Origin of the sequence: Mycobacterium sp. AT1, assembly GCF_002043095.1 — a bacterium.
Lineage (GTDB): Bacteria > Actinomycetota > Actinomycetes > Mycobacteriales > Mycobacteriaceae > Mycobacterium.
Genome location: NZ_MVOC01000102.1, coordinates 1 through 20,873 on the forward strand (window position 1 = coordinate 1; position 20,873 = coordinate 20,873).

Annotated in this window: 19 protein-coding genes and 1 pseudogene; 12 read left to right on the top strand and 8 right to left on the bottom strand. The window is 67.6% G+C overall.

Annotated features, from left to right (window positions below; translation table 11 throughout):
- Positions 1-699, top strand: a pseudogene (locus tag B1790_RS34880) (serine/threonine protein kinase); the annotation flags it as partial.
- Positions 700-747: 48 nt separating this feature from the next.
- Entirely contained in the window at positions 748-1,947 is a 1,200-nt protein-coding gene (locus B1790_RS32880) for a lipid-transfer protein (protein ID WP_079927470.1), read from the top strand.
- A 54-nt stretch (positions 1,948-2,001) separates the two neighbouring features.
- Here B1790_RS32880 and B1790_RS32885 read toward each other — a convergent pair whose 3' ends face one another.
- Positions 2,002-3,645, bottom strand: a complete 1,644-nt coding sequence (locus B1790_RS32885) for a fatty acid--CoA ligase (RefSeq protein WP_079927471.1) — start codon at positions 3,643-3,645, stop codon at positions 2,002-2,004.
- A 94-nt stretch (positions 3,646-3,739) separates the two neighbouring features.
- On the opposite strand from B1790_RS32885, the gene B1790_RS32890 reads away from it, so the two are divergent.
- Positions 3,740-4,069 carry a hypothetical protein gene (locus tag B1790_RS32890; RefSeq protein WP_079927472.1) on the top strand — a complete coding sequence of 110 codons (330 nt, stop codon included), beginning with the start codon at positions 3,740-3,742 and terminating at the stop codon, positions 4,067-4,069.
- Positions 4,070-4,143: 74 nt separating this feature from the next.
- Positions 4,144-4,452 carry a hypothetical protein gene (locus B1790_RS32895; RefSeq protein ID WP_079927489.1) on the top strand — a complete coding sequence of 103 codons (309 nt, stop codon included), beginning with the start codon at positions 4,144-4,146 and terminating at the stop codon, positions 4,450-4,452.
- A gap of 63 nt (positions 4,453-4,515) precedes the next feature.
- Here B1790_RS32895 and B1790_RS32900 read toward each other — a convergent pair whose 3' ends face one another.
- Positions 4,516-5,883, bottom strand: a complete 1,368-nt coding sequence (locus tag B1790_RS32900) for a cation:dicarboxylate symporter family transporter (RefSeq protein WP_079927473.1) — start codon at positions 5,881-5,883, stop codon at positions 4,516-4,518.
- Positions 5,884-6,006: 123 nt separating this feature from the next.
- On the opposite strand from B1790_RS32900, the gene B1790_RS32905 reads away from it, so the two are divergent.
- Both B1790_RS32905 and B1790_RS32910 read left to right on the top strand, forming a co-directional pair.
- On the top strand, positions 6,007-7,563 hold the full coding sequence (locus tag B1790_RS32905) for a sensor histidine kinase (RefSeq protein ID WP_079927474.1): 1,557 nt from the start codon (positions 6,007-6,009) through the stop codon (positions 7,561-7,563).
- Complete coding sequence (locus B1790_RS32910; protein ID WP_079927475.1) at positions 7,560-8,249, top strand: response regulator; 690 nt, start codon at positions 7,560-7,562, stop codon at positions 8,247-8,249. Before B1790_RS32905 ends, B1790_RS32910 begins: the two co-directional genes overlap by 4 nt.
- A 6-nt stretch (positions 8,250-8,255) precedes the next feature.
- On the opposite strand, the gene B1790_RS32915 is transcribed toward B1790_RS32910, so the two are convergent.
- The 3 genes from B1790_RS32915 to B1790_RS32925 form a co-directional block, all read right to left on the bottom strand.
- The gene (locus tag B1790_RS32915; protein ID WP_142271656.1) at positions 8,256-9,284 is read right to left on the bottom strand and encodes a YncE family protein; all 1,029 of its coding nucleotides are present in this window, start codon (positions 9,282-9,284) and stop codon (positions 8,256-8,258) included.
- Positions 9,285-9,808: 524 nt separating this feature from the next.
- Positions 9,809-10,576, bottom strand: coding sequence for a DUF3060 domain-containing protein (locus B1790_RS32920; RefSeq protein ID WP_079927490.1), 768 nt, complete (start codon positions 10,574-10,576; stop codon positions 9,809-9,811).
- Positions 10,577-10,877: 301 nt separating this feature from the next.
- On the bottom strand, positions 10,878-12,134 hold the full coding sequence (locus tag B1790_RS32925) for a GGDEF domain-containing protein (RefSeq protein ID WP_158083916.1): 1,257 nt from the start codon (positions 12,132-12,134) through the stop codon (positions 10,878-10,880).
- A 230-nt stretch (positions 12,135-12,364) separates the two neighbouring features.
- Between B1790_RS32925 and B1790_RS32930 the strand changes: the two genes are divergently transcribed.
- On the top strand, positions 12,365-13,534 hold the full coding sequence (locus B1790_RS32930; RefSeq protein ID WP_198952186.1) for a YbfB/YjiJ family MFS transporter: 1,170 nt from the start codon (positions 12,365-12,367) through the stop codon (positions 13,532-13,534).
- On the opposite strand, the gene B1790_RS32935 is transcribed toward B1790_RS32930, so the two are convergent.
- Positions 13,510-14,445 (bottom strand): LysR family transcriptional regulator, encoded by a 936-nt coding sequence (locus B1790_RS32935; RefSeq protein WP_079927479.1) that lies wholly within the window; start codon positions 14,443-14,445, stop codon positions 13,510-13,512. The genes B1790_RS32930 and B1790_RS32935 overlap by 25 nt on opposite strands.
- 129 nt (positions 14,446-14,574) lie before the next feature.
- On the opposite strand from B1790_RS32935, the gene B1790_RS32940 reads away from it, so the two are divergent.
- Positions 14,575-15,288 (top strand): SDR family NAD(P)-dependent oxidoreductase, encoded by a 714-nt coding sequence (locus B1790_RS32940; protein ID WP_079927480.1) that lies wholly within the window; start codon positions 14,575-14,577, stop codon positions 15,286-15,288.
- 77 nt (positions 15,289-15,365) lie between these two features.
- Here B1790_RS32940 and B1790_RS32945 read toward each other — a convergent pair whose 3' ends face one another.
- Complete coding sequence (locus B1790_RS32945; protein ID WP_079927481.1) at positions 15,366-16,145, bottom strand: SDR family oxidoreductase; 780 nt, start codon at positions 16,143-16,145, stop codon at positions 15,366-15,368.
- Positions 16,146-16,201: 56 nt separating this feature from the next.
- Here B1790_RS32945 and B1790_RS32950 point away from each other — a divergent pair, with 56 nt between their 5' ends.
- Entirely contained in the window at positions 16,202-16,975 is a 774-nt protein-coding gene (locus B1790_RS32950; protein WP_079927482.1) for a DUF427 domain-containing protein, read from the top strand.
- 10 nt (positions 16,976-16,985) lie between these two features.
- On the opposite strand, the gene B1790_RS32955 is transcribed toward B1790_RS32950, so the two are convergent.
- Complete coding sequence (locus tag B1790_RS32955) at positions 16,986-17,405, bottom strand: DUF732 domain-containing protein (RefSeq protein ID WP_233165433.1); 420 nt, start codon at positions 17,403-17,405, stop codon at positions 16,986-16,988.
- A 416-nt stretch (positions 17,406-17,821) separates the two neighbouring features.
- Here B1790_RS32955 and B1790_RS32960 point away from each other — a divergent pair, with 416 nt between their 5' ends.
- From B1790_RS32960 to B1790_RS32970, 3 genes are read left to right on the top strand one after another with little or no spacing between them, the layout of a single operon-like run.
- Positions 17,822-18,133: a hypothetical protein gene (locus B1790_RS32960; RefSeq protein WP_079927483.1), complete on the top strand. Its 312-nt coding sequence runs from the start codon at positions 17,822-17,824 to the stop codon at positions 18,131-18,133.
- Between the two features lie 33 nt (positions 18,134-18,166).
- On the top strand, positions 18,167-19,024 hold the full coding sequence (locus B1790_RS32965) for an LLM class F420-dependent oxidoreductase (protein WP_079927492.1): 858 nt from the start codon (positions 18,167-18,169) through the stop codon (positions 19,022-19,024).
- Between the two features lie 52 nt (positions 19,025-19,076).
- Positions 19,077-20,870 (top strand): penicillin-binding transpeptidase domain-containing protein, encoded by a 1,794-nt coding sequence (locus B1790_RS32970; protein WP_079927484.1) that lies wholly within the window; start codon positions 19,077-19,079, stop codon positions 20,868-20,870.
- Positions 20,871-20,873: the final 3 nt, after the last annotated feature.

A 20,873-nucleotide genomic window follows, 5' to 3' on the forward strand; every position in this document is an offset into this window, starting at 1 on the left:
CCCCCGCCGCATGGCGGCCCGCCACCTTGGCAGCAACCGCCGCCTGGTCAGAACCCGTTGGGCCGCAAGAAGACTCCGTGGGTTCCGATCGCCGTCGCGGCCACCGTCACGGTCCTCGTGCTCGGCGCCATTGGCACGTTCGTGCTGACCAGATCCGACAGCGCGGACGGATTAAGGGCCACTCCGCCGAACACCACCGCGAAGACGTCGACGGCACGGGAGCGGCCGTCGACGTCACGCACCACCGCACCGAGGACGACAGATGCCGGCGACCCCAGCGGGTTCGACGCTCAGTTGATGGCCCTGCTTCCGCCCGGGTACCCGACGAGCGTGTGCGAGAAAGCCATTCCGCCTGCGCCAGGCGCGCTGGCCACCGTCGACTGCCGCGAGTCCGCGCAATCGGGTGGCCCGGCCGCCGCGCGGTACTCGCTCTTCCCGAACAAGAACGCGCTGAGCCGGCAGTTCGAGTCCTCGATCCAGGAGAACGACGAACTGCAGCGCTGCCCAGGTGCCGACGCCGAGTCGCCGATCACCTGGCACTACCAGGCCACCCCCGACGTGGTCGCCGGATCGCTGGCCTGTGGCACGTATCAGGGCAACGCCGACATCGTGTGGACCCAAGACGACGACCTGCTGTTGGCCGACATCCAGAGCGGTGACATGAGCGGCCTTCACGATTGGTGGCTGAACTACAGCTAAACCGCGCTGTTATGTTGCGAGAAACGCAGCGTCGCGAAGGAGAAGTCCATGACCAAGAGCAAGAACAGGGTTTTCGTCGTCGGGGTGGGGATGACGAAGTTCGAAAAACCCGGGTCACGGGAGGGGTGGGACTACCCGCAGATGGCCAAGGAGTCGGGCACCAAGGCTCTCGAGGACGCGGGCATTTCCTACGACGCCGTCGAACAGGGCTACGTCGGATACTGCTCGGGTGACTCGACGTCCGGCCAGCGGGCGCTCTACGAACTCGGCATGACGGGCATCCCGATCGTCAACGTGAACAACAACTGCTCGACCGGCTCGACGGCGCTGTACCTGGCGGCCCAGTCCATCCGCGGCGGACTCGCCGACTGCGCCATCGCCCTTGGCTTCGAGAAGATGCAACCGGGTTCGCTCGGCGGTGGCGCCCAAGACCGCGAATCACCGCTCGGCAACCACGTCAAGGCACTGGCTGCGATCGACGAGTTCGCATTCCCGGTGGCGCCGTGGATGTTCGGCGCCGCGGGCCGCGAGCACATGAAGAAGTACGGAAGCACTGCCGAACACTTCGCGAAGATCGGTTACAAGAACCACAAGCACTCCGTGAACAACCCGTACGCGCAGTTTCAGGACGAGTACAGCCTCGACGACATCCTCGGCGCCAGGATGATCTCCGATCCGCTGACCAAGTTGCAGTGCTCGCCGACCTCTGACGGTTCGGGCGCGGCGATCGTGGTGAGTGAGCAGTTCGTGGACGACCACGGGCTCGCGGGCCAGGCCGTGGAGATCGTCGGCCAGGCGATGACGACCGACTTTGCCAGCACGTTCGACGGCAGTGCGGCCAACATCATCGGCCACGACATGAACGTCCAAGCGGCCAAACAGGTTTACGACCAATCCGGCCTTGGCCCCGAGGACTTCCAGGTCATCGAATTGCACGACTGCTTCAGCGCCAACGAGCTGTTGCTGTACGAGGCGCTGGGGTTGTGCGGCGAGGGTGAGGCGCCTCGGTTGATCGACGACGGCGACACCACCTACGGCGGCCGCTGGGTGGTCAACCCCTCGGGCGGGCTGATCTCGAAGGGCCATCCCCTTGGCGCGACGGGGTTGGCGCAGTGCGCCGAGCTAACCTGGCAGTTGCGCGGCACCGCCGAAAAGCGTCAGGTCTCTCGTGTCACCGCCGCCCTTCAGCACAACATCGGGCTCGGCGGGGCCGCCGTCGTCACGGCCTATCAGCGCGCCGAACGCTGACCCCGCCCCGCGAGCAGACATAAAGGGCCCTGATCACGGTCGATCGAGGGCCGTTTACGTCTGCTCGCGGGTGAGGGTGACCACCTCGTAGACACCGTCGGCGTGCCGGGCTCGGATGGTCTTCTTGTCGTACTTGCCGACGCTGGTCTTCGGCACCGCGTCGACGAACGTCCACCGCTCGGGCAGCCACCAGCGGACGACCTTGTCGGCGAGGAACTCTCGCAGCTCGGTCGGCGTCACCTCGGCGCCTTCGTGCAGCACCACCGCGGCCAGTGGTCGTTCGTCCCAGCGCTCGTCCGGCACGCCGACCACGGCGGCCTCCAGCACGGCGGGGTGCGCGATGAGGTGGTTCTCCAGCTCGACCGACGAGATCCACTCCCCACCGGACTTGATGACGTCCTTGGCGCGGTCGGTCAGGGTGACGTAGCTCAGCGGGTCGACGCGGCCGACGTCGCCGGTGCGGAGCCAGCCACTGGCGAACTTGGACTCGTCGCGATTCTGGTAGTAGGAGCCGGTGATCCAGGGCCCGCGGACCTCCAGCTCGCCGACGGCCTTGCCGTCGTTGGGGAGCGGCTCGCCGGCGTCGTCGACGATGCGGACCTCGACGCCGCACATCGGCCTGCCCTGGGTGGCCCGCAGCGCCCAGTGTTCCTCGGCGGAGGCGCCGGGCGGCGGCCAGGCCATCGTCGCCACCGGGGACGTCTCCGTCATTCCCCACAGCTGCCGGATCTGGACGTCGAACTTCGCCTCGAACGCCTTCATCAGCGACACCGGCACCGCCGATCCGCCACACGACACCAGCCGCAGCGACGAGATGTCATGTCCCGGTGAGTTTTCCAACCGGTGCATGACGTCGTTCCAGATGGTCGGCACCGCGCCCGCCACCGTGGGACGTCGAGTCTCGATGACGTCGACCACCGACGTCGCGTCCAGGAAGCGGTCGGTCAGCACCAGGTCGGCGCCTGCCATCAGCGCGGCGTAGGGCAAACCCCAGGCGTTGGCGTGGAACATCGGCACGATCGGCAGCACCGAGTCCTCGGCGCCGATGCCCAGCGTATTGGCCGAGCACGTGCTCATGGCGTGGAGGTAACTCGAACGATGGCTGTAGGCAACGCCTTTCGGGTTTCCCGTCGTCCCGCTGGTGTAGCACATCGCGGCGGCGTCGGTCTCGACGATCGCCGGCCAGTCGAACTCGGGTGACTGCATGGCCAACACCTCGTCGAAGCGCACCACGGCCGGACCCGACCCCACCAGCGCGTCGACGTCGCCGTCACCGACCACGATGACGGTGTGCACGGTGTCCAGCAACGGCAGCACCGGCGCCAGCTGCGCGGTCAAGGAGACGTCGGCGATGATCACCTTGTCCTCGGCCTCGTTGGCGATGAAGGCGATCTGTTCTGTTGAGAGCCTGATGTTCAACGTGTGCAGCACCGCGCCCATCGACGGCACCGCCAGATACGCGGCGAGGTGCTCGGCGTTGTTCCACATGAACGTGCCGACCCGGTCGTCGCCGGTGACTCCGATCTCGCGCAGCGCGTTCGCGAGTCGGCCGACCTGTTCGCCGAGCTCGCGGTACGTCACGGACCGGTAGCGGCCCTCGCCCATCGCGGTGGTGACGGTGCGGTCGCCGTTGACCTCGCAGGCGTACCGCATGATCGTGGTGACGGTCAGGGGAACGTCCTGCATCGTGCTCTGCATGTGAGATCTCCCTGGGCCGGTCCGCGAGTGCAACGAATTGGCCGCGCGCGGCGATGTATGGGTGAAGGATTTCCTCCAAAGATAGGGGGCGCAGATGCGTCCATCGTTGATTCTTTCCACATTCGTCACTTGTGCCGCAGTAACCGTCACCTCGCTCGTCGCACCGGCGGTCGCCAGTGCCGACCAGACCGCGCAGGAGACGATCAACCAGTTGCAGTCCGAGGGCTTCACGGTCAACGTCGACCGCGTCGGCAGCGGACGGATCGAGAATTGCGTCGTCACCGGCGTGCGCAACCCGCAGTCCCAGACCCGCAACGTCCGTGACTACTACGGCGGGCGCGATGCGAACGGGGACCGCAAGTACCGGATCGTCGAGGTCGTCGTCAGCAAGTCGATCTCGGTGTCCCTGGACTGCAGTACCTGACCTTGACGCCGGCGCAGTTTCGCTGGCGGCTCCAATGGTGGATGATTGCCAGCAACCTGACAGGAAGGCGCCTCATGCGCACGAAGTGGACGATCGCCGCGGCAGCAATCGGCGTGTGTGGGGCCGCGTTGGCACCGGCGGTGCTGGCAGGCGCTGAGACGGCGCAGGAGACCATCAGCAAGCTCCAGTCCGAGGGCTACACCGTCACGATCGACAAGCTGGGTACCGCACCGATCTCGCAGTGCGAGGTCACCAGCGTGCGCAACCCGCAACGCACCTCGCAGCTAGTGCCCTTCGTTGGGCCCGGCAACAACGGCGACCGCATCCTGGTTGAGCAGCAGACCAGTCAAACCATCTCGGTGTCGCTGGACTGCACGCGCTGACCCCACGCACACATGGAAGAGCCCGGTCGGGGAAACCCGACCGGGCTCTTCACATGTTGCGCCCTATGCCGGCGTAGGGAGCTTCGCCTGCGCCGGCTCTTCGGCGCGTGAATCGTGATCGTCGACCATCGTCGACTCGTTGAACGGGTCCTTGCCGCTGAGCACTCGCTCGACCTGTTCGCCGTCGATCGTCTTGGTCCAGGAACCGACCAGCATCGTCGCGACGGCGTTGCCGGAGAAGTTGGTCACCGCCCGCGCCTCGGACATGAACCGGTCGATGCCGACGATCAGGCCGACGCCGTCGAGCAGGTCGGGGCGATGGCTCTGCAGCCCGCCGGCCAGCGTGGCCAGCCCGGCGCCGCTGACGCCCGCCGCGCCCTTACTGGCGACGATCATGAAGACCAGCAGGGAGATCTGCTCACCGAGCGCCAGCGGCTTGCCCATGGCGTCGGCGACGAACAGGGACGCCATCGTCAGGTAGATGGCCGTGCCGTCGAGGTTGAACGAGTAGCCGGTCGGGACGACGACGCCGACGGTGGTCTTCTCGACGCCGAGGTGCTCCATCTTGGCGATCAGGCGCGGCAGGGCCGACTCGGACGAGGAGGTCGCGAAGATCAGCAGGTACTCGCGGGCCAGGTAGCGGACCAGCCGGAAGATCGACACGCCGGCGACCGCGCGGAGCAGCACGCCGAGCACACCGAAGACGAACAGCAGGCAGGTGATGTAGAAACCGAGCATCAGCGTCAGCAGCTGGGTGACGGCGCTCCAGCCGGTCTGGCCGACGACGTTGGCGATGGCGCCGAAGGCACCGATCGGGGCCAGCCACAGGATCATGGCCAGCACCTTGAACACCAGCTTCTGGACGGCTTCGATACCGCGCAGGATGCCTTCGCCCGCGGAACCCATCGACTGCAGGGCGAACCCGACGAGCAGTGCGACGAACAGCGCCTGCAGCACGTTGCCCTCGGTCAGCGAGGAGAACAGCGACGTCGGGATGATGTGCTGGATGAACTCCATCAGCCCGCCCGCCTTTTCGGCGGTTTCGGCCAGCGCAGTGCCCTTGCTGGACGTCGACTCGATGTTGAGGCCGGTGCCCGGGCTCAGCACGTTGCCGACGACCAGACCGATGGCCAGTGCGACGGTCGACATCGCCAAGAAGTAGACGAACGCCAAGCCGCCGACCTTGCCGACCGTGGCGGCGGCGCGCACCTTGCCGATGCCGAGCACGATGGTGCAGAAGATGACCGGGACGATCATCATCTTGATCAGGCTGACGAACATCGTGCCGAGCACGCCGACGCTCTTGCCTACGTCGGGTGCGAGGATGCCGACGGCGACGCCCGCGACTACGGCGACGATCACGGCGATGTACAGCCAGTGCGTGCGATCACGCTTCTTGGGCGGAGAGGAAGTGTCGACTTGGTCGGTCATGGCGGGTGCTCCTTGGTGCGGTCGGCCTGGGTCTGCAAGTGGTCTGTAAGGATGATGTTCCCCCACGTGACCCAGGTCACGCTTTAGTTCATTGTGTTCACCTCGAAACGGTCCGGAGATCAGATGCGCCAGTGGTGGCCGCGCTCGTTGGCCGGCCAGGCGATCGCGCTCCAGATCGTGGTGATCGCCGTGGTCGTGCTGGTGGGCAGCGCCCTGGCCCTGCTCGACGCCCGGCGCGACGGCGACTCCGCGGCCCGCCAGCAGGTGGTGAGCATCGCGACGGCGCTGGCCGATTCGCCGTCGACCGCGCAGGCGATCGAGTCCGGCCGTGCGACGCAGATCCTGCAACCGGTGACCGAAGCGGTCAGGACGAACACGGAGATCGCGTTCATCACGATCATGTCGCCCGACGGGACCCGGTTCACCCACACCGACCCCAGCGAGATCGGTGGCCACTACCTCGGGACCATCGAGCCCGCCCTGCGCGGCGAGACGTTCAGCGAGGTCTACACCGGCACCCTCGGTCCGTCGATTCGGGCCGTCGCGCCGGTACGCGATTCGTCGAACCGGGTGATCGGCCTGGTCTCCGCGGGCATCACGCAGCAGACGTTGGCCCAGCGGTGGCGCGACCAGTGGCCGATGATCGCCGCCGTGGGCGTCGGGGCCCTCTTGCTGTCGATGATCGGGGTGTGGGCGATCCGTCGCCGTCTCCTCCGGCAGACGCATGGCCTGCGGCCCGACGAGCTGCGGGTGATGTACGAACACCACGACGCGATCCTGCATTCGGTGTCCGAGGGGCTCGTCGTGCTCGACCGCGACCGGGTGGTGTTGGTGAACGACGAAGCGCGCCGGCTGCTAGGGCTGGCGCCGGGGCGGGTGACGCAGGCGGATCTGCCGGAATTCTTGCGGGCGTACGCGCCGGGCGCCCGCGACGAAGTGCACGTCACCGAGGACCGGGTGCTGGTCGTCAACCGGTCGCCCGTCGCCAACTCCGCGCATTCGGAGGTGGTGACGGTTCGCGACCGCACCGAGTTGCAGGGTGCGCTCGGCGAGCTGAGCTCGCTACAGATCCTCACCGATTCACTACGCGCGCAGGCTCACGAGGCGGCCAACAAGCTGCACACCGTGATCACCATGGTCGAGATGGGCAAGCCGGACGACGCGGTCCGCTTCGCCACCGAGGAGTTGGCCCTGTCGCAGCGCCTGGTGGACCGGCTGTCGCACGACGTGGGCGAGCCTGCCCTGGTGGCTCTGTTGCTCGGCAAGACCGCGCAGGCCGACGAGCGAGGCATCGCGCTGACGATCACCGATGACACGCACCTGCCCGCCGACACCGACGTGCCGCTGTCGGCACAGGAGATGATCACCGTGCTCGGCAATCTGATCGACAACGCGATGGACGCGTGCGACCGTGACGATCCGTGGGTGGAGGTGACGGTTTCACTGGAGCGGACGGAGCTGTTGATGCGCGTGGCCGACAGCGGAAGCGGCATGGCGGGCGAGGCCTTCGAGCGGGCGATGCAGCGCGGCTACTCGACGAAGACCGACACCGAGCCTGGGCAGCACGGCCTTGGTCTGGCTCTGGTCGCGCAGGTGGTGCGACGCCACGGTGGCACGTTGACCGCCGACGTCACCTACGGCTCGGTCGTCACGGTGCTCGTTCCAGGGGGCGACGCATGATCTCGGTGATGATCGTCGAGGACGACCTCCTCATCGCGGAGGCGCATCGCACGTATCTGTCACGCCTGGAGGGCTTTTCGGCAGTGGCGGTGGTCCACACCGCCAGGGAGGCCATGCAGACTGCGGCTGCGGCGGCGTCGACCGACTCACCGGTCGACTTGGTGCTCTTGGATCTTGGTCTGCCCGATGCCAGCGGCATCAGCCTGGCCTCGGCGCTCGCCGGTCTGCGTCCCGCCCCGGACATCATCGCGATCACCTCGGAACGGGACCTCGAGATGGTGCGCGCCGCGGTGGCCCACGGAGCGCTCGCCTATTTGTTGAAACCGTTTACGTTCGCGGCCTTTCGCGACCGGCTCGAGCGTTACCGGCGTTACCGTTCCGCACTGCCGGCCGGGGTCGACGCGGCGAGTCAGGAAGAGGTCGACCGCGCGATGGCCGAACTACGGGTTGCCACCGACAAATCCGTGGCACCGAAGGGCGCGGCCCCGCAAACCAACGACGACATCGCGCGCGCCGTCCGTGACGACGCCAACGGAGTGACCGCCGACGAGGTCGCCAAAAGGGTTGGCGTGTCTCGAGTTACCGCGTGGCGCTATCTCGAACGGCTCGCCGAAGAGGGCACGGTGACGCGGACGACGGACTACGGCGGCGCAGGCCGTCCCAAGACCCGCTATCAGTGGCGCTAGCGGCGCTTAGACCGCGGGCTGGAGCTCGCGCGGCGCGGGCACGGCGAGCGTCGAGGCGAGCGTCGAGGCGAACTGCGAGTACAACATCGGCGTCGAGGCGGCGACGGTGTACACGGTGACCCCGCCGTCGTAATCGGCGACGTACAGCCGGTCGCTCCCGAGGGCGATGGCCGACGGACGCGCTCCAACGGATACTTCTGCGACGACGGCACGCTTGTCGGTGTCGACGACTGCGACGTGGTCGTAGTCGACGACGTAGGCCCGCGTGCCGTCCGCGCTGAGGACCAGCTGCGTGGGAGCTGCGGCCACCGCGACGTCCGCGGTGATCTTGTTGTTCACGAGGTCGACGACGTACAGGACGCCGCCGTCGGCGATGTCGGAGGTCAGGACGTACGCGACGCCTTCCATGCCGAGCGCCAGCCCGCGAATGGGTGCGCCGACCTCCAAAGTGCGTCGGACACGCGAGGTTTCGACGTCGACGGTGATCAGGCGACTGCTGCGGGAGTCCGTGACGCCGACATACAGCCGACGACCCGTGGTGTCGAGGCACATCGCGTCGATCGTGGCGTCAGCGGCCTTGGCGACGTAGATGGTGCCGACGCGCTCGGCGGTGACGTCGACAACGGCGACGTCGACGCCCTCCTCGCCGGTTCGACCCGCGTAGACGCGCTTGCCGTCGGCGCTGGTCACCACGGCCGTCACCTTGAACGACAGCGGGTATTCCCTGACGACCTCACCGCTGACGGTGTCGATCACGGCGATGGCGTCGTAGCTCGCCGAGGACACTGCCGCGAAGGCGCGGTCGCCGACGACCGCGACGGTGGTGGGCTGGCCGGCGAACACGCCGCCGTGCTCCGCGAGGGTGTCGGAGTCGAGGACGGCGATCGAATCGTCGCCGAAGTTGGTGGTCACGACGGTGTGTCCGTCGACCGCGATGTCGGAGATCGGGCCACGCCCGACAGTCGTCGACTTAAGCAGGGCGACGTCCTGATTCTCCACGGTGACGCTATTCGAGCGCGCACTAGCATTAGCCATGTCTTCGGCACCTCCGCCGGCATCACTTGGGGCCGGCAATAGATTGACGTTCCCGACGGGAACGTGGTCGTTCTAGATTGTAGCGACGGAAAATGTGGTTCCCAGGGGGCGCAACGGAGCCTTCGGTGACGCCTTCCGGATCCTCTCAGGACATGCTTAAGAAACCTGATGTTATCCAATTGTTATCTTTTGGCCGCAACGCAGGAGTCAGCCTCCACCTGCACGTTTGACGTCACGGCAATCGGATGCCGGACACCCCGAGCAGTGGTTCAGGTCACGGATTCTTAGCTTTGGTTCCTAAAGTGAGCGGCAGATCACATCCGACACGACCAGCAAATTTGCCGTCACACTGGGCGGGACGGGCGCACGTGGCTGCTGAGGCAGATGTGGCCATCTAAGGGTGGTGCTGACCGAAGAGAATAACCGCGTCGCTCTCGGCGTTACACCAGATGGCTCGGTCCGTCGGCGTTTCATCCCCGAGGTCGACGGACCGGCCACTCGAATCCGCTGCGGCAGTGCAGTTCTCAGCCCTGCTCGACGACGTTGGACATGCCCGAGTTGTCGACGACCGGCGTACCCGACAGGTACGTCACCCGGTTCTCCATACCTGAGGCGCTGATCTGCACCGATGCTTCGACGGTCACCTCGTTCTTCACGCCCGACACCGAGACGTTGGCGCACTGTCCGGTGATCACGACGGTGTTGTCGACCCCGCTGATGTTGACCACGTTGCCGTTGCAGGCAATCGTCTTGACCTCACCCACTCCCGACACGGTGACGACGTCCCCGGGCTCCGGCGGCGCGACGGGGGTGATCGTCGGCGCGGGTGGGCGATTCCCGCCGCTCCGACTGGGCTGCACGTCGAACGGCCCGCCACCACCGGGCATCGTCGGCGCCGCCGTCGGGCTGCCGTCGAACGACTCGACGACGGAGCTCACGGTGGACAACGCGTTCACGATGAACGACACGGCGCCACCGATGATCGCCACGACCACCACCGCCATCACCACGTACAGGATCCAGCCGCGATGGCCACCGCCGGTCGACGTCGTCATCGTCGGCGGGTAGGGCGTGCCGTACGGCTGGTGTTGCGGGGCGGTGTAGTTCGGGACGCCGTACATCGGGGCGGTGTGGTTCGGCGGTGGCGGGGGTGGCCAGTGGCCCCCTTCCGTCGTCGGTCGACCGCCGGCGCCCGTCGTGTCGTACGAGCTGTGCGTCAGCTCCGAGGCCTGCTCGCTCAAGGACCGTTCCAGGTCCCGGATGCGCGCCTCCGGGTCGTCTTGCGAGCTCATGCGCAGATGCTCGCACACCGGCAGCACCGGCGGCGTGGGTCAGCAGGATCGCCGGGTGTCGTTGCGCATCCACGAGTCTTTCGACAGTGGCGATGAGCGACGGTAGTCGCCGACGACGGCCGACGAATTGCATTGTCGCCGAAGGCACGACGGTCGGGCGACGCAACTCGTTCGTAGGCCGCTCGGCCTTCCCTCATCACGGCGGTCCTGACGCGCATCGCGGTGCCAATGCCGGAATTGAACTGGGCCGTCTGCGAATTACCGCCCCACTGCAGTCCCAGGCGAAATTGCGACGCGCTCGTCAACGACGCGTCGACGGCATGCCTTGATGTCGCGCCTTGTGCCGGTACATGTCGGCGTCGGCCTCTCGAATCAGTTCGCCGATGTCGTCGGTGACGCTGCACGTCCACCCCACGGACGCGGTCAGCGTCACGTCGCCGCGCTCCAGGCGGTGACTCCCGCTCAACACCGAGCCGACCCGCTCGGCCAGCTGCGCGACGAAGGTGTCGGAGACGGAGTCGACGACCAGCACGACGAACTCGTCGCCACCGAGACGGTAGACCGAATTCGGCGGTTCAACGGCGTCCGCAAGACGACTGGCCACGGTTTGGAGGACCGCGTCCCCAGCCGCATGGCCGTGCACGTCGTTGACGTGCTTGAACCCGTCGAGGTCGGCGAACACGATACCGACCAAGGCGGCGGGGTCGCACGCGCGGCGATCGGCAATCTGGGTTACCAGCGAATGCCGGTTGCGCAGTCCCGTCAGCTGATCGGTCACCGCGAGACGTGCGAACTCGGCCTCGGCGATCTTACGGTCGGTGACGTCTTGGAATTGGGTCAGCACCACGTCGGCGCTTCCGCGGGCGCCGGGTACGAACACCCCGTGCCGCTGTATCCAGATCGTGATGCCGTCGCGCCGGCAGTAACGCGCCTCGGCGAAGACCTGCGACGCCGACCCGTCGACGAGCTCGCACCACTCTCGTTCCGCGGCGTCGCGGTCATCCGGATGCAGGCCGTCGAGATATCCCAGCCCGTCGGCCTCGTCGCGGGTGTAGCCCAACATCTGGCACAGCGACGGGTTGACGTAGAGGGCACGCCCCGCCGTGGTGAACACCGCCTCGCCAAAGGGGGCGTTCTCCCTGCTGATGTGCAGCAACCTTTGAGCATCGTCGCGGGCCCGTTCTGCCTCCACCCGCGAGGTGACGTCGGCCACCTGAACGTAGAGACCGCGGACGTTGCCGGCGTCCACGTCGGGGAGATAGGACGCCTGCACGTGCCGGGTGGCACCCAGGTGGTCGATCAGCGACTTCTCGAAGACTTGGTCCTCGCCGGCCATGGCGGCTGCGACGTAAGGGCGGCTCATCTCGCCAAGTTCTCCGACCAGCAGCTCGAAGATGTGCCGGCCCCGGATCTCATCGGGTGACTTTCCGAAGAACGCGCCGTGGGCCTCGTTGGCAACGACGTTGCGAAGGTCGCCGTCCCAGTAGGCGACCATTGCCGGCAAGCGGTCGATGAGTCGCCTCAGCCGTGAAGCATCTGCCGCCTCGACGTCAGACACGCGCACATCTCCCGTCGATTCGAGCGACGGACCGGTCCGTCGAACTCGCCGCGAGCTTAACGGCATCGAATAGCGCAGGCAGCTCACAACTCGCCGCATTAGTGAAACTTCAGCAATCTCAGAGTCACCTCGAGCATCCCGGACCGCCGGGACGACTGGTAGCCAATGACTCCCACCAACGAGGATTTCGGTCGTGGCCACGAGTGACGGCGGGTGGCGACGATGGACCGATGAATCAGACTGTGGCCGAACGCAGCACGGCCGGCTGGGTGCATGCCGCAAGGGGCGCAGCGGCATTGGGAGCGGCGATGGGGATCGGACGTTTCGCGTTCACGCCCATCCTGCCGATGATGACCGCGGGCGCCGGGCTGACGGCCGAGGCGGGCGCCACGCTGGCCACCGCCAACTACGTCGGATACCTCGCAGGCGCGTTGGCCGCCACGCTGTCGCCGCGCCTGGCGAATTCTCCAGCAGTGCTCCGGTCGTCCCTTGTCGCGGTGGTGGTGACACTTCTCGCAATGCCGTTGTCGGACAGTCCGATTCATTGGGCAGTCGTACGACTGGTGGCGGGTTTCGCCAGCGCACTGGTGTTCGTCACCGCGGTGAACCTGATGACCGACCGACTGCGCCACCACTCCCCCCACTTGGCCGGCTGGGGGTTCAGCGGCGTGGGTGTCGGCATCGCCGCGTCGGGGTTCCTGGTGTTGCTGTTACCCGAGGGCGTGGACTGGCGGGGCGCCTGGTGGACGGTGGCGGTGCTGGCCGCGGTCCTGGCCGGTGGCGCCTGGTCCCGACACCGTCATCCCGGCCACGCTGCGGTCGCCGCGGATCGGAGTCCTTCACCGAGACCCACGACCGGGCGGTGGTTCGCGACCCTCCTGGTCTGCTACACCCTGGAGGGCGTCGGCTACATCGTGGCGGGGACCTTTCTCGTCGCCGCCATCGAACGGAGTTCCCCTGGCTGGCTTGGCAAGAGCGCCTGGATCGTCGTCGGGTTGGCGGCCGCGCCGTCGGCCGCCCTGTGGGCGTGGCTCGGCAAGCGGTTCTCCCACCCGGATCTGCTGACCGCGGCGCTGGCCTTGCAGGCCGCGGGCATCGCGCTTCCCGCCCTGGCGCCCGGCCCGGTGGCCGCGCTCGTCGGGGCAATCCTGTTCGGCGTCACGTTCATCGGAGTGAGCACCATCGCGCTGGCCGCTGGCGCGCACCTTCGCGTTCCGCGTGCGGTCGCCCTGCTGACGGCGGGGTACTCGGTCGGCCAGATCGTCGGCCCCCTCCTCGTCGCACCCTTGATGCACCGCGGGTTCCACACCGTCCTGCTGGTCGGAGCCGGCGTGGTCGCGTGCGCCGCCGCGACGTCCACCGTCTTGCGAGTCGGCTATCCGGAACCCGAATTCGACTGAGGCGCATGGGGATCGGTCGCCGGCACCCACGACCCTTCGTCGCCGATCCCGGTGACACTCACCCGGGCCGTCAGCACCTCGACGACCGCGCGCACCGTTTGGTCGACCTCGCCGCGGCAGGAGACCAGCGACCACGTCCAATACGGTGCGGGATTCACGACGGGACGCGCGACCAATCCCACGGGCAGCACCTCGCCCTGCCCCTTCGGTGAGTTGAGCAGCGGTCTGCCGAGCCTGCGCACGTGCTCGAAGAACGCGGGCCCGGTGATGCCGCCGTCGTCGATCGGCAGCGCCGTCGCACCGGTGTCGCGGGCGAACTGCTCCCCGTAGCGATTCGACGACGACCACGTCGCGGTGTCGGCGTCGAGGAGGACCACGACGTCCTTCGCCTCGACCGGCGAGCGGTCACCGCCGGTGGCCACCGCGTACAGCCGGTCGGCCCCGATGAGCCGCGCCTCGAGCCCCTGCTCGGCGAGGTCTGAGTTCTGCACCCAGCAGATCGCCACGTCGAGGCTGCCCTCCGCGACCCTGGCCGCCTGGGCGTGCGACGGCAGCACCCAGGTGTCGAGCCTCAGGCGCGCGACCCCGGCGACCCGTTCGGACAGGTCGGGGGGACACCACTTCACGTAGCCGATGCGGACCGGCTCGGAGCGGACGAGACCGCCTGCCTGCCTGCGCAACTCGTCGGCCTGAGCGATCAACGTGCGGGCACCGGGCAAAAGCGCCGCCCCGGCCGGCGTCAACGTCACCGACCGGCGGTCCCGTTCGAAGAGGCGGACCTTCAGGTCGCGTTCGAGCACCTTGATCTGCTGCGAGAGTGAGGGACCCGCGATGTGGAGACGCTCGGCGGCGCGGCCGAAGTTGAGTTCCTCGGCCACGGTGACGAAGTAGCGCAGCTGCCTGAGCTCCACAATTGGTGATCGTAATGCAGTGGGAGGCTCCGCCTATCAGCAGCGAGCAAATCGGTCGTGCCGTCGAGAACTTTCGTGCCCCGCGTTGTGCGTTCAATCAAATGACTCCAACAGGAAGGCTGGGCACTCGTGAACGCAGACCAGAAAGTCGCCATCGTCACCGGCGCATCGCAGGGCATCGGAGCGGGGCTGGTTACCGCATATCGCCGCATCGGCTACGCGGTCGTGGCCAACTCCAGAAACATCGTCGACGGCGAGGACCCCATGGTGCTCGCGGTCCCCGGCGACATCGGCCAGCCCGGTGTCGGCGCGGCCGTCGTCCACGCGGCGATCGCACGATTCGGCCGGGTCGACACCCTGGTCAACAACGCGGGCATCTTCGTCTCGAAGCCCTTCACCGAATACACCGACGAGGACTACGAGGCCGTGATGGGCGTCAACGTGCGCGGCTACTTCGAGATCTCGCGCGCCGCGGTGCGGGCCATGACGTCCCGGGAGGGCGGCGGCCACCTCGTCACGGTGTCCACCAGCCTGGTCGACCAGGCGAACGCAAAGGTGCCCGCGGCGCTGGCGTCGCTCAGCAAGGGCGGACTCAACGCCGTCACCAAGGCACTCGCCGTCGAGTACGCAGACCGCGGAATCCGCAGCAACGCCGTGGCATTGGGCATCATCAAGACTCCGATGCACGACCCGTCCACCCACGAGGCGCTCGCCGCGCTGCACCCGATGGGTCGACTCGGCGAGGTCGACGACGTGGTGGACGCGATCATGTACCTGGAGACGGCATCGTTCGTCACGGGCGAGATCCTGCACATCGACGGCGGCCAGAGCGCGGGTCACTGACATGACCACGGCAGCGGCGGTCGTCGTCGACGACGGTGGCTGATCGCGCACTACCAGGTGAGCCCGGCGCCCGCCGGCTAATTCGCCTTCAGCAAGCGCTGCGACACCTCGAGCATGACCCGCCGCGGTGTGAACCGGTAGCCGGAGGCCAGCAGGGTGTTGGCCAACCCGGAGACCACGGTGGGCGTCGACTTGTCGAGCGCGGCCATCGCGACGTCGACGACCTGCTTGGAGGTCTGCCTGCCGCTGGTGAGGAACTCCTCGCCGGTGCGCGCGAAGAACTCGGTGTCGGTGGCGCCCGGGCACAGCGCCAGCACGCGGACACCGCTGCCCTTGGTCTCCTTCCACAGTGCCTCGGTGAACGACAACACGTACGCCTTGGTGGCGCCGTATACGGCCATCCCTGGGGTCGGCTGGAACGACGCGGTGGACGCGACGTTGAGCACCACGCCGTGGCGGGCCTTGGTCATCGCGGGCAGGTAGATCCCGGTGAGCTCGGTCAGCGTCACGCAGTTCAGCTGGATCTGGTCGGCGTTGGTGGCGACGTCTTGGCCGACGAAGTCACCGTGCAGGCCGACACCGGCGTTGTTGACCAAGAGGTCGACCTGCCGCCCGAGGTCGGCCACCTTCGAGGCGAGTTCGGCGGCCGAGCCGGGTACGGCCAAGTCGGCGGTGACGACGTCGACCTGCAGGCTGGGGTGGGCCTCGAGCAGCCGGTCGCGCAGGGCGGCCAGCTTGTCGGCCCGCCTGGCGACGAGCACGAGGTTGACCCCGCGCCTGGCCAGCTGCACCGCGAACTCCTCGCCGATGCCGCCACTGGAGCCGGTGATCAACGCGGTGTCGTTCTTCAGGTCCATGTGAGATCTCCGTGCGAGTCTGGGGCAGAGGGGCTACCCGATCCTATGGTGGGTACATGACGTCGGGACCTGCTCCGAATTACCCGCAGATGGCGGCGGTGCGCGGCCGAACCGAGCCGGCTCCGCGCCGCGTGCGCGGCATCGTCGGGGGCCACGTGCTCTTCGACACGATGGCCGCTCGCTACGTGTGGGAGGTGCCGTACTACCCGCAGTACTACATTCCGCTGGCAGACGTCGACCTCGACTTGCTGACCGATGAAAACCATTCTCAGCGAGTGCAATTCGGCCCGTCGAAGCTGTACTCGATCACGGGTGCCTCGGACGCGAAGCCCGCGGTGCGGATCTTCGACGCCGACGGCGACGGACCGGTGGCGGGATTCGTCCGGTTCGAGTGGGACAGCGTGGAGTGGTTCGAAGAGGACGAGAAGATCGTCGGCCACCCCCGCAACCCGTACTCCCGGGTCGACGCCCTGCGCTCGCACCGCCACGTCAGGGTCGAGCTGGAGGGCACCCTGCTCGCGGACACCCACAGCCCCGTGCTGCTGTTCGAAACCGGTTTGCCGACGCGGTATTACATCGATCGCACCGACGTGTCGTTCGACAGCCTGACCCCCAGTGACACCGAGACGTTGTGCCCCTACAAGGGCACCACCTCGGAGTACTGGTCGGTCCGCGTGGGTGGGGACGTCCACCCCGACTTGGCCTGGAGCTACCACTATCCGTTGACTGCGGTCTCGGCGATCGCGGGCCTGATCGCGTTCTACGACGAGAAGGTCGACGTCGTCGTCGACGGGGTGCCGCAGGCGCGCCCGATCACGCACTTCGGCTGACCGGCGGCCCTCAGAGCCCGGGGATGCCTAGTCCGGACAGACCGGGCAAGCCCATCTGAGCGCCCTGGCCGAGCCAGTTGCCTCCTGCCAGCGACGCCATCATCGACGGGCAGTACATGGAGATCGCGATGCTGGTGAACAGGTTGGCCATCCCCGGTGACACGCCGTTGGTGCCGCCCATCTGGGAGGCGATGGCGGCGAAGTTTCCGCCAGGCTTGACCAGCATGGGACAGATCGACTGCGCCATGCTCACCGCCATGTTCGGGTCGGCGACGGAGACGCCGGAGTTGGTGAGTGCGGACAGGAAGCTGTCGCTCACGGCGTCGGCATGGGCGGGAGGTGCACTGGCGGCGACCACGATGCCCACGGAGAGGGCCATCGCCATCGACGCCTTCGCCGATACGTCGATCAAGCCGGTGATGACCGTCATGGGAACTCCCTAGGTTGATCACGAAAGCGAATCACTGCTGTAACTTCTGGAACACTGCTCTACTTCTGTAACATTTAGAGCACGACGCGGCCACGGTTTGCACGCGATGCGTTTCGCGGTCGGGGTCCACGCGAACTCGGTGCGACACTGCCCGGCCCGCCTCAGGACGCCCACAGAGACGCCAATCCGGTTCGTGCGCAACGACATCCACCCCAATCGGGTGTGAGCCACGCCGCACCCCGGTCGACGGCCCCTCCAGCGGTGCGCCACGGCCATCGGAAACCGGCCCGCGATCTCCAGACGATCTCCACACAACCTTCAAGCACCGAGGTACCGCCGCCAAGCACCATTCATTCGAGTCACGAAGCACCCCGAATCGGAATGTCTCCGATGTGACCCGAACGAAAGGAGCGGTCATGCGTACCGCATCGATCATCACCGCAGCCGTTGCCGCCGCAGCCATCGGAACCCTTGCGCTGCCGCCCATCTCGGCCAACGCCGCCGACTCGGCGATCGTCACCATCGGCCAGCTCAAGGCACAGGGCTTCGACGTGCGGGTCGACCGCATCGGCAGCGCGCCGCTGTCCCAGTGCAACGTCACCGACGTCCGCAATCCGCAGGAGCGCACCGAGTTCGTTCGCGTCGACCGCTTCGGCGGCCGCGACCGCGTCGTCCCCATCGTGGTCGCCAGGACCGTCACCGTATCGCTGGACTGCTCGTCCCGTTAGCCTTCGGACGGGGTCTCAAGCGAAGGAGTGCACGTGCGCGTTGGAGTGGTGTTTCCCCAGACCGAGCTCGGCGGGGACCCCGGAGCGGTCCGGGCGTACGGCCAGCGCGTCGAAGAACTCGGGTTCACCCACCTGCTGGCCTATGACCACGTGGTCGGCGCCGACCCCGAGGTCCACGCCGGCTGGAACGGCCCGTACGACATTCGCACGACGTTCCACGAGCCGCTGGTGATGTTCGGCTTCCTCGCCGCGATCACCCAATCCCTCGAGCTGGTCACCGGCGTCGTCATCCTGCCGCAGCGCCAGACCGCGCTGGTCGCCAAACAGGCCGCCGAGGTCGACCTGCTCAGCGGCGGACGTCTGCGACTCGGCGTCGGAATAGGTTGGAACGCCGTCGAATACGAAGCCCTCGGCGAGGACTTCGGCACCAGGGGCAAGAGATCCGCCGAGCAGATCGAGCTGCTCCGTCGCCTCTGGACCGAGCCGTCGGTCACCTTCACCGGCACCTTTGACACGGTCACCGGAGCCGGTCTCGCCCCGATGCCGGTACAACGGCCCATCCCGATCTGGATCGGCGCCGCGTCGGCCGCCGGATACCGCAGGGCGGGCCGGCTCGCCGACGGCTGGTTCCCGATGATGTCACCGGGTCCGCAGCTCGACGAGGCGCTCGCCGAGATCGAGCGGGGTGCCACCGCCGCGGGCCGCGATCCGGCGTCCATCGGCATGGAGGCGCGCGTCAGATGGGCCGGCGACCTCGACGCCGTCGCCGGGAAGATCGCGGCGTGGTCGCACGCGGGTGCGTCGCACCTGTCGGTCGACACGATGGGCTCGGGCCTGACGCACGTCGACGACCACCTCGAGGTGCTGGCCAGGGTCGCCGAGGCGCTGTAGCCGGGCGCGGTTGCGCGCCCTCGGCGGGTCCCGCGGCTAGGCTCGGCACGTCATGACGAGACGTTGCATCCCGTGGATTCTGCTCTGCGCCCTGTTATTCGGTTCGACGGGGTGTTCGCTGTTCTCCGACCCCAGCCCGCAAGACGCGTTTCGCGCGTTTGCCGATGCGCTGGGTCGCAAGGACGCCGCGGCCGCCGGCGCGGTCACCGACGACCAGCCCGCCGCGACCGCCGCGATCACCTCGATGTTCAACGGCATGGCGAAGGACGCGACGCTGAAGATCGGCACTAGCCAACCCGGGGACGACGAGAAGACGGCGACGTTGAACTACTCGTGGTCGTTCGGAAACGACAAGGCCCTCGACTACGCCGCCAAGGCGACCGCCGCCCAGGCAGGTGACGACTGGCGGGTGCACTGGGACACGACGGTGCTCAACCCCAAGCTCAAACCGGGAATGACGTTCCAGTACAGCGACGAGAAGAACTTCCTCACCCCGGTCACCGATCGTGACGGACAACCGTTGCTGACGTGGCAGACGATCGGGGTGGTCAACCTGACGCGCCAACACCTCGACTCCGCCGGCGCGCTGGCGAACGTCTTGCACGCCTTCGACGACACCATCACCGCGGAGTCCGTCGCCGCACAGTTCTCCGCGACGACCGACGACGTCGTCACGGTGGTCAAGCTGCGCCAGGACGACCTCGCGACCGTGAACGACCAACTCACCCAGATTCCCGGCGTGTCCGTCGTCGAGCAGGGCGCGCTTCTCACCGCCAACCGCGACGTCTACTCACCGGCAGTCGACGGTCTGCACGAGCTGTGGCAGAAGGCAATCGACGACTCGGCGGGTTGGTCGGTGACGCTGGTCTCCACCGAGGGGCCGGACAAGGGCCAACCGACCGAACAGCTGGCCTCCACGCCGCCCCGCGACACCCCGCCGCTGCGCACGACCCTCGACATCAGATTGCAGTTGTTGGCCCAGCAGGCGGTGGCCAAGGAAGCGCGGCCCACCGTCCTGGTGGCCATCTCGCCGTCGACCGGCGGCATCTTGGCCGCGGCGCAGAACGCCGCAGCCAGCGCGCAGGGGCCGATCGCCTTCTCGGGTGCCTACCCGCCAGGGTCGACGTTCAAGACCATCACCACGGCGGCGGCCCTGCAGGCGGGCCTCGCGGAGCCCGGCACCCCGGAGGCGTGCCCCGGCACGGTGACCGTCGAGAACCGCACCATCCCCAACGAGGACGAATTCGACCTGGGCACGGTTCCGCTGTCGACGGCGTTCGCGAAGTCGTGCAACACCACGATGGCGGCGCTCGCCGACCAGCTGCCCGCCGACGCGCTCCCGAAGATGGCCCGGCTCTTCGGCATTGGCGTGGACTTCGTCGTCCCCGGCCTGACCACCATCACCGGAAACGTGCCCAACGCAGACACCCCAGCCCAGAAGGTCGAGAACGGGATCGGCCAGGGCACCGTCACGGTGAGCCCGTTCGGCTTGGCCGTCGCCGAGGCCAGCCTGGGACACGGCTCGACCATCACGCCCACCCTCGTCGTCGGCGAGACCACGACTGCCGACACGCCGTCGCAACCCATCCCCGGCCCCGTCGTCGACGACCTGCGCGAGATGATGCGCCAGACCGTGGCCGACGGCACCGCGACGACGCTGCAGGACGTTCCCGGTCTCGGCGGCAAGACCGGGACCGCCGAATTCGGTGACAACACCCACTCGCACGGCTGGTTCGCGGGCATCGCCGGCGACATCGCGTTCGCGACGCTGGTGGTCGGGGGCGACACGTCCTCCCCCGCCGTGGCGGTGTCCGGGGACTTCCTCCGCCCCGCCGTGGCGGGCTGACGG

Bases quoted from the DNA above. Each gene is read 5' to 3' on its own strand.
- B1790_RS32915 (WP_142271656.1), bottom strand. From the start codon at position 9,284: ATGGCTAATGCTAGTGCGCGCTCGAATAGCGTCACCGTGGAGAATCAG.
- B1790_RS32905 (WP_079927474.1), top strand. From the start codon at position 6,007: ATGCGCCAGTGGTGGCCGCGCTCGTTGGCCGGCCAGGCGATCGCGCTC.
- B1790_RS32945 (WP_079927481.1), bottom strand. From the start codon at position 16,145: ATGGACCTGAAGAACGACACCGCGTTGATCACCGGCTCCAGTGGCGGC.
- B1790_RS32885 (WP_079927471.1), bottom strand. From the start codon at position 3,645: ATGCAGAGCACGATGCAGGACGTTCCCCTGACCGTCACCACGATCATG.
- B1790_RS32950 (WP_079927482.1), top strand. From the start codon at position 16,202: ATGACGTCGGGACCTGCTCCGAATTACCCGCAGATGGCGGCGGTGCGC.
- B1790_RS32920 (WP_079927490.1), bottom strand. From the start codon at position 10,576: ATGAGCTCGCAAGACGACCCGGAGGCGCGCATCCGGGACCTGGAACGG.
- B1790_RS32900 (WP_079927473.1), bottom strand. From the start codon at position 5,883: ATGACCGACCAAGTCGACACTTCCTCTCCGCCCAAGAAGCGTGATCGC.
- B1790_RS32930 (WP_198952186.1), top strand. From the start codon at position 12,365: ATGAATCAGACTGTGGCCGAACGCAGCACGGCCGGCTGGGTGCATGCC.
- B1790_RS32890 (WP_079927472.1), top strand. From the start codon at position 3,740: ATGCGTCCATCGTTGATTCTTTCCACATTCGTCACTTGTGCCGCAGTA.
- B1790_RS32895 (WP_079927489.1), top strand. From the start codon at position 4,144: ATGCGCACGAAGTGGACGATCGCCGCGGCAGCAATCGGCGTGTGTGGG.
- B1790_RS32970 (WP_079927484.1), top strand. From the start codon at position 19,077: ATGACGAGACGTTGCATCCCGTGGATTCTGCTCTGCGCCCTGTTATTC.
- B1790_RS32880 (WP_079927470.1), top strand. From the start codon at position 748: ATGACCAAGAGCAAGAACAGGGTTTTCGTCGTCGGGGTGGGGATGACG.
- B1790_RS32960 (WP_079927483.1), top strand. From the start codon at position 17,822: ATGCGTACCGCATCGATCATCACCGCAGCCGTTGCCGCCGCAGCCATC.
- B1790_RS32955 (WP_233165433.1), bottom strand. From the start codon at position 17,405: ATGACGGTCATCACCGGCTTGATCGACGTATCGGCGAAGGCGTCGATG.
- B1790_RS32910 (WP_079927475.1), top strand. From the start codon at position 7,560: ATGATCTCGGTGATGATCGTCGAGGACGACCTCCTCATCGCGGAGGCG.